Origin of the sequence: Spiroplasma sp. ald (assembly GCF_044714355.1) — a bacterium.
Lineage (GTDB): Bacteria > Bacillota_I > Bacilli_A > Mycoplasmatales > Mycoplasmataceae > Spiroplasma > Spiroplasma phoeniceum.
The window spans coordinates 1-7,614 of the sequence record NZ_RXFY01000049.1 but is presented as its reverse complement, the minus strand read 5'-3'; the positions used below and the strand labels follow the sequence as shown (position 1 = coordinate 7,614).

Here is a 7,614-nt window from a genome sequence, read left to right as displayed (position 1 = left end):
AGTTATTATTTACAGCAGTTGTTATTTCCTGTGTTGATAGTAAATCATTCATCATTGATTTTTTGAATCGTAAAACTACAATTCAAACATTTTTGTAAATCAACATCGACAATCATTAAATTATGATTGATTGTGTCTTTATTTTCTATTTTTTTCATAATTATTTTATCTACTTTCTAATTTTTATTTTTTGAAATATGAAAAATTATTAATGCTTTATAAGTTTTAATTTTGGTATTTCATTTTTAAAACAGTTTAAACAATAATTTACAAATAAATTTATGTCTGATTCTTCCAATATAATTTCAATTATAAAACAATTGATTAATTTTTCTATATTTTTTTAAATTCTTCAAATGTTATATTTTTTTCTTTTAAAACATCTTTTAATTCAAAAATAATTTCATTTCATAAATGATAGTATCTAAGTCCAGCATTTTTCTTTTTACATTTATTACAATTTATTCTGTGTTTATTAGTTAATAAATAAACTTTATAAAATACATTTTTGCAAAAACAATCAAACATTAAATTTAATTTTGTAAAAAAATCTTGTTTTTTCATTTCATTTAATTTTAATATATCTTTTCCCATTCTTTTTATCCTATCATTTTGGTTTTTTGCAAAGTCAGTTTTCATATAATTAGTAGTTTTTTCAACATATAATGTTTTTAATTTATCAAAAACTTCATGTTTTGAAAATTGTTTATTATATCTGTTTTCTCATAATTAATTAAAAAATTCATAAAGTCTTCTTCGTGATTGCTACATAAAAAAAGTGTACCACTAGATAATGTTGCATATTTTTTACAAAAAGAAATAGAACACTTATTCTTTTTCATCGTTATTTGATTTCCTTGATCAGTTCTTCGTATGCTTGTTTTTGTCGCCAATAAACATTATTATCCCAAATACTACTTAACTTATTTTCGGTTTTAATAAAAGTATCAGAGTGCTTTATTATATTTTCAGATAAAAATTCATAAATACTATCATTTTTTAATCATTCTAAAACTGTGGAAGTATTTTCATTATCTTTTATATTATTAAGAATAATATTAATTTTTGGTAAATTTCTGTTATTTTTTCTGCAAATAAAATTTAATGTATTTTTTAAATCAACAATACCCTTATAACTACCAATTCCGCTATTTATTGGAATTAAAATTAAATCAGATAAGGTTAAAAAAGATAATCCTAATTCTTGTATTGTTGGGGGATAATCAATCAAGACATAATCATAACTATCAAAAGTTTCTTGGTTTGATTGATAAATAATATCTGCAATTAAATCTCTATCATTTTCTTGATAAATAGTATTAATTAGAGTACTACTTTTATTTAATTCTTCGTTTCCAACAATAATATCTATATTTTTATATTTTGTTGATTGAATAAGGCTTTTTATAGGTATCATATCAATAGCATTAATAATTTTTGATAATGACTTACTTTGTAATATATCTTTTGTTGCAAATTGAACAGATAAGGTTGCTTGGGGGTCAAGGTCAATTAACAAGACCTTTGCCCCATCAAGTGCTAATTTATAAGCAACATTTTTGCAAAGAGTTGTTTTCCCTACCCCACCTTTTTTATTACTAAAACTAATCATCTTCATTTTTATTGCTTTCCTTTCCATAACGCTCTTCTAAAATTTTATTCATAAGTGTAGTTAATTTTCAATACTTTTCTTCTGCTTCTTCTCTGAATTTTTTAATTAAGTTTGGTTTAACTGTCATTGATGGTAAAATATTTGTTTTTAAATTTCTTTTTTTAAATTCTTTTGTTTCTTTAAAACTAGATAAATTTTTAACTATTTTATTGTGTTCTAAAAATTCATTATTATTTATCTTTTTTAAGTGGGTTAACTTATTAATAGTTTGTGGCATAAAAACGCGCCCTTTCTATACATAATTATTATATAATATATTATAAATAATACAAGTATTATAAATATTATTTATTAAAAAAGTAAACATTTATTATTTATAATAAATAGTATTATAAATAATACAAGTATTATAAATATTATTTATAATAATAAAAATATAATTAACATTTTATTACCATTTACCCACGAAAATAACGTTCGATGCGCCACAGACGACGATAAACAAGCAAGCAACAAAAAACCCTTATTTTTATAAGGTTTTTAAGTAGGGGAATAAGTTAAATTATTCGGTTTAAATTGATCTAAATATTTCACAAGAATACTAATCAATTGCTTATCTTTTTGTAGTAAGCCTTTAATAATTTCACTAGCATTGCGAGTATTTAATTCATTTAGTTTATTTTCAAAATACTCAAATTGCCATTCTGTATTTGGAACATAATACTGATAAAACAAATTTTTAATATATGTTTTTTGTTTTTATGTAATTTGATTTTTACCATTTCGATAATATCGCCACAAATAATAAAATTGATTATCCTCATATTTTAGAGAAATGATAACATTTCAATTTAAGTCAAACATTAAATATTACTCCTATATTTTTATTATACTTTGTTGTTTCATATTTCGTAGGTGTTTAGTTCTTGTCAAGCATAGTTATTGATTTTATTTTTGTTTTGGTATAGTAATGGTATTTATTTTGGTTTTTTATTGGAAGAAAAGGGCAAGTAAAAAATATTGTTTTATCAAACAGCAAAAATGATATGATGAATACCATATCTTGGTGTTGTATTGTTTGTCTTGCTACACTGTGGTTTTATGCAAGCTCTTATGCTTTGTTGATACTGGAATGAAGAACTCGATAGGGGAGTTAGTCTAAGTTGTCTAATTCCGCTAATAACTGTTCGAGTTCTTCTTCGGATAATTCTGGTGGGTCACCCTTGTTTTTTTTATAAACAGTGTTATAATAATCAACAGGAGAATTATTTTCTCTGGTAGATGATTTCGCTTTATTAGCAGAATACTTAGTTTTTATGTAAGTTTGGTATTCTGCTTTTAATTTGTCGCTTTCAGCACAAATTTGTTCGCGCGCTTGTTGGTAAGTTAACCCACTTAAAAACGGGTTGGTTGCTTGTTCTTTTTCGTATTTGTGTTGAGACACAGTTAAATAATGCAATTCTTTAATTGCAGTGTCTTTAATCGCTTGATAACCCGCCAAACGATACTTATTATTATCGCGAGTATTATAAATTCAGTAAGTAAAGAACATATCAAGACCAACCAAAAAGTATTTACCAGTTTTATCAATAAAACACATTTTTTTAGGCACACAAATAAATTTGTCATAAATTTTGACTTTATAACTATCTTGGCGGGTTGGGTGTTGGCGAACTAATTTTTTCGGAATGTAAAAATTAGAGATATGTTTATTTTCATCAAGTTGATTAATAACTTTATAACTCAACCCATTGATCTCAACAAAGTGGTAATTGAGTTGTTCAGTTTGGCGTAATTCTTGCATAATAATATGCTCCTTTCTGTGGTTTTGACCGAATTTAAACCCCATATCAGCGTTGATATTTTCCAAAATATATATATTGGTTTGTTTCAACGCTAATATCAGGGTATTTTTTTGTTCTTTTGATATTTAAATAAAAAAAATAGGTAGATGACTTTTTTATCATTCTACCTATACACAAAAATTAAAAAATGTTATAATTTAACCAAGAACTAACAAAATTGTTCGGTTCAGTTAAATTATATCAGACCCTACTAATTGGTTTGTTAGACCGCTTAATAGGTGTATAGAAGAATGACCTGCAAGTCATTTTCTTTGTTTTTATTTAGTTGTGTTTATTATAGCATAAATATTTACTATGACATTTTTAAAAAGTATAATTATTTATATTGTTGTGTAGAAAAGATAGTTAGAGAACCACGCGCTATTCCCAAAATTTCTGCTAAAAATTTTCTAACTATCTTTTCTACACAACAATTTTTTATTTTAAATGACTATTATGTTTTTAAAGAAAGATTATTTCGCTCTTTTTGCTTTTTCGGCTTCTTCTTCGGCTTGTATTTCCGCTAATGCTTTGTCTTCTCTAATTCTTCACGCTTTTTCTTTTTTCTTGCGGATTGGTCCTAAAATAAACGGGTCAACTACAAATTTTTTAAACAACCACCCAAGAAGAACAAGACCCGCAAGCGAACCAACAACTATTCCAAAGATAGCTCAGCCAGTTAAACCACTTTTTTATTATCTGGTGCATTACTATCTTTGATTTGTAAGGTAAATTGCTTTGATGTCGCATTATTGTATTTAATAACAATATTTACTTTGTCGTTTGGATTAAACTCAGTTTGATTTAAAACAAACGAAACTTTGTTTATATCATAGTTGCTGGTATTTATAGCAGGAATTTTGATATCACTTGGAATTTGTTTGTTTAACTGCTCTACGACTTGTTCTTTTGTCAACGGTTCTTTTGATAATAATTTACCATTGGTTTTAAACCAATCCGCAAGAGCAGTAGCAAATTGACTATCACTAGCTAGTTGCTGTCAATTTTTACTTTCGTTAATTATTTTGTTTAGTTCTGTTGCATTAAGTTTTTTAATGCTTTCATTATAGCCGTTTAAATTTGCTCAACTATAAAAAGTGTGTCCTTGGTTTGTATCTCAAAAGTTCGGTGTTAAATTATCTTTGTTAATAACAACATAATAACTACTTTTGTTTGTTGCATTATCTTCTGTTTCTATTAAATAACGACCTTGATAAGTATCTAATTGACTGCCATCTAAATTGTATGTTTGGTTATCAAATATTTGAAAAACTTTTCTGTTTTTTTCTCATTTTTCATCTAAACCAAATATTTGCGCTGTAATATTTTTACTACTAGTTGGTTTATTTAAACTAACTTTAACTTCGGTATCAGAGTAGTACAAATCACTAGTTAAAGTAATATCTCCTACTTTGCCATTGGTTGGTACTTGATATACATAACTATCAACATTGCCAATTACCGAAGTGTTTTTTAACATTAATACTTGGTTGAGATAGCAATGATGATACGATAATTTGCCCCATATAACTTTTTTTATCAAGGGTAAAAACAACTTCAATTTTATAGTCTTTATTTTCAACGGTAGTACTATCTGTTGGTAAGTCAAATTCTCATACTTTATTTGTTTGGGACATTTCTTTACCATTGATTTTAATAGTATCAATATTCGTGTTTGCCATTTTGACTTTAACTTGCCCATTAGTTACTAATTGATATAGTTTTAATCAATAGCCATTTTTATCATCAACAATAGAAAATTTTATTCCCTTTTGAAACGGTGAAATATCATTTCAATTTATAACTTTACCATTTTTTACATCAATTAATGGTAAAGTTATTGGTTCTAATTCTCCTTCTCATCTATATAAAATTCTGAGACAGAATATCATTCACCATCTAAAGCAACACTATTATTTCATAAATTCCCAAATGGTTTATCAATATCATTATTTTTAAATTTAATAATTATAAAATCATCAGTGGTTTGAGGTTTTCTTGAAGACATTATATATCATTTATTATTACGCGTATTAAATTCTTCATTAAATGTACCACTTATACTTTTTCAATTTAAATTTAAATCTTTAATATTAGATATTTTAATGTGTAGACCACCAGTAACATCTTTTTCGGTTGTCTCAACATCGCGTTTGATACGAGTTTGCACCGTGTTGCCAAGCAACGGAGCTGGCACACTTGCTGTGAGCGTAGTTATTGTTAATAAACTTAATAGTTTTTTCATAGTTATTTCCTTTCTGAAATCTCTTTTTTAACAAAAAAAGAGAATAGCACCACCGCACTATTCCCACAAGCAATTTCTAACATATTTCACAGTNTTACCAAAAAAAACNACCAAGAAATATGTTAAAATTGTCTGTGGAAACGCTAGGTGTTAACTAGTGTTTCCACGATAGTAATTTATTTGACGATAAATTACTATCACTTAATTTTATTTATTTTAAATTTCACAATTATATTATACCAATTGCTTTATTTAAAAGCAATTTTTTATTTTAAAAAGAGAAGATTAATGAAGAGTGATATTTAATACAGTTGATATTTAGTAGCATAGGAATTTACCTAATACCAAAGATAAAAAATATCTTGGTAAGCAAATTATAACATAATTTATTTGATTTCCTTGATGAGTTCTTCGTATGCTTGTTTTTGCCGTCAATATGTAGGGTTAGTTCATATTGTGTCTAATTTAACTGTATTTTTGGAAAAAGTATCTGAGTGTTTAATCTCACATTTTAATAAATATTGAGTAAGATTATCATTTTTTAATCATTCCAAAATGGTTTCTGTAACATCATTATTTTTTACATTATTTAATAAAATCTTAATATTTGGTGGTTCTTTATTAATAATTTTAGCAATATGATTTAAAGTATTTTTTAAATCTAATACTCCTTTATAACAACCTCCATCATCAGTTAACGGTGCTATTATTAAATCAGATAACATCAAAAAACTAAGGGATAATTCATTAATAGATGGTGGATAATCAATCAACACATAATCATAACCATCAAAAGTTTTATAATTTTCCATATATAGAGTATCTGCTATTAAATGTTGGTCTTTTTCATTTGAATAGTTTAAATTTAAAATAGCAGATACTTTATTTAGTTGTTCCCCACCAACAATAATGTTAATGTTTTTATACTTTGTTTGTTGAATAAGTTGTTCTATTTTTATTAATTCTGGTTCGGTTAAAATAGACTTAATTGTTTTATTTTTATTATAAACATTATTAACTAAATTTAGTGTTAAAGTTGCTTGCGGGTCAAGGTCAATCAATAAAACATTTGCCCCATCAAGTGCTAACTTATAAGCAACATTTTTGCAAATAGTGGTTTTTCCGACCCCACCTTTTTTTACTGCAAAACTAATCATCTTCATTTTTATTCCTCCAAGTCTATATTATATCTATCCGCTAATATTTCATTCATTAAAGTTGTTAATTGCCATTTTTTTATTTTTGCTTCTTTTCTAAATTCCTTAACCACTTGTGAATTGCATTTCATACGCGGCATAAAAGTAGAATTATCTAATTTTTTAAATTCTCTGACATCACTAAAGCTTGATGTTTTATTTATTAAATTTTTGGTTATATTTGTTTTTTCTTTATCTATATTTGGCATAATTATTTTATTTCCTTTCTAAAATAATTATTTATACTTTAAATAGTAAATATAATTATTATTAATTATAATATCAAAAATATAATTAAAATCAAGTGTTTTTATATAAATAATTATTTATAATTATTTATACTTTAACTAGTAAATATAATTATTTTATAAAAAATAATTATGATAATATTAATTATAAAATTTTATTACCATTTTCCGATGAAAATAACTTTCAATGCGTTACAGACAACGATAGCAAAACAAGCAATGAAAAACCTTTATAAAATAAGGGTTTTAAGTGGTAGGCTAGGTTAAATTATTCGGTTTAAATTGCTCTAAATATTTCACCATTATACTAATCAATTACTTATGATATAATTATTCTTGTATCAAATATCAAAAATTTATTAAAATAATAGACTTCTTGCATAACCTAGTTATTTTAAAATTCCTATAAAATATATTTAAAATAGAAATTATAGGAATCTAAAATTATGAAATTTGATAAATTTGATTT

At 25.0% G+C, this 7,614-nt stretch carries 12 protein-coding genes; all 12 read right to left on the bottom strand.

The genetic code is table 4. The annotated features are described in order from the left end of the window. Nucleotides 1–5: 5 nt before the first annotated feature. On the bottom strand, nucleotides 6–158 hold the full coding sequence (locus tag EHU54_RS03410; RefSeq protein WP_400248950.1) for a hypothetical protein: 153 nt from the start codon (nucleotides 156–158) through the stop codon (nucleotides 6–8). Between the two features lie 175 nt (nucleotides 159–333). After that, complete coding sequence (locus tag EHU54_RS03405) at nucleotides 334–594, bottom strand: hypothetical protein (protein WP_400248948.1); 261 nt, start codon at nucleotides 592–594, stop codon at nucleotides 334–336. Nucleotides 595–844: 250 nt separating this feature from the next. After that, on the bottom strand, nucleotides 845–1,618 hold the full coding sequence (locus EHU54_RS03400; protein WP_400248947.1) for a ParA family protein: 774 nt from the start codon (nucleotides 1,616–1,618) through the stop codon (nucleotides 845–847). After that, nucleotides 1,605–1,889 carry a hypothetical protein gene (locus EHU54_RS03395; RefSeq protein WP_400248946.1) on the bottom strand — a complete coding sequence of 95 codons (285 nt, stop codon included), beginning with the start codon at nucleotides 1,887–1,889 and terminating at the stop codon, nucleotides 1,605–1,607. Before EHU54_RS03395 ends, EHU54_RS03400 begins: the two co-directional genes overlap by 14 nt. 263 nt (nucleotides 1,890–2,152) lie before the next feature. Continuing rightward, the gene (locus tag EHU54_RS03390; protein WP_400248945.1) at nucleotides 2,153–2,347 is read right to left on the bottom strand and encodes a hypothetical protein; all 195 of its coding nucleotides are present in this window, start codon (nucleotides 2,345–2,347) and stop codon (nucleotides 2,153–2,155) included. A 418-nt stretch (nucleotides 2,348–2,765) separates the two neighbouring features. Further along, on the bottom strand, nucleotides 2,766–3,416 hold the full coding sequence (locus tag EHU54_RS03385) for a hypothetical protein (RefSeq protein ID WP_400248944.1): 651 nt from the start codon (nucleotides 3,414–3,416) through the stop codon (nucleotides 2,766–2,768). A gap of 513 nt (nucleotides 3,417–3,929) precedes the next feature. Next, nucleotides 3,930–4,073 carry a hypothetical protein gene (locus EHU54_RS03380; RefSeq protein ID WP_400248943.1) on the bottom strand — a complete coding sequence of 48 codons (144 nt, stop codon included), beginning with the start codon at nucleotides 4,071–4,073 and terminating at the stop codon, nucleotides 3,930–3,932. Nucleotides 4,074–4,135: 62 nt separating this feature from the next. After that, the gene (locus EHU54_RS03375; protein ID WP_400248941.1) at nucleotides 4,136–4,936 is read right to left on the bottom strand and encodes a hypothetical protein; all 801 of its coding nucleotides are present in this window, start codon (nucleotides 4,934–4,936) and stop codon (nucleotides 4,136–4,138) included. Further along, nucleotides 4,899–5,348 (bottom strand): hypothetical protein, encoded by a 450-nt coding sequence (locus tag EHU54_RS03370; protein WP_400248940.1) that lies wholly within the window; start codon nucleotides 5,346–5,348, stop codon nucleotides 4,899–4,901. The genes EHU54_RS03375 and EHU54_RS03370 overlap by 38 nt, the downstream gene beginning before the upstream one ends. Next, on the bottom strand, nucleotides 5,303–5,701 hold the full coding sequence (locus EHU54_RS03365) for a hypothetical protein (RefSeq protein WP_400248938.1): 399 nt from the start codon (nucleotides 5,699–5,701) through the stop codon (nucleotides 5,303–5,305). The genes EHU54_RS03370 and EHU54_RS03365 overlap by 46 nt, the downstream gene beginning before the upstream one ends. A gap of 386 nt (nucleotides 5,702–6,087) precedes the next feature. Further along, nucleotides 6,088–6,864 (bottom strand): ParA family protein, encoded by a 777-nt coding sequence (locus EHU54_RS03360; RefSeq protein ID WP_400248937.1) that lies wholly within the window; start codon nucleotides 6,862–6,864, stop codon nucleotides 6,088–6,090. Nucleotides 6,865–6,866: 2 nt separating this feature from the next. After that, the gene (locus tag EHU54_RS03355) at nucleotides 6,867–7,106 is read right to left on the bottom strand and encodes a hypothetical protein (protein ID WP_400248936.1); all 240 of its coding nucleotides are present in this window, start codon (nucleotides 7,104–7,106) and stop codon (nucleotides 6,867–6,869) included. Nucleotides 7,107–7,614 lie beyond the last annotated feature (508 nt).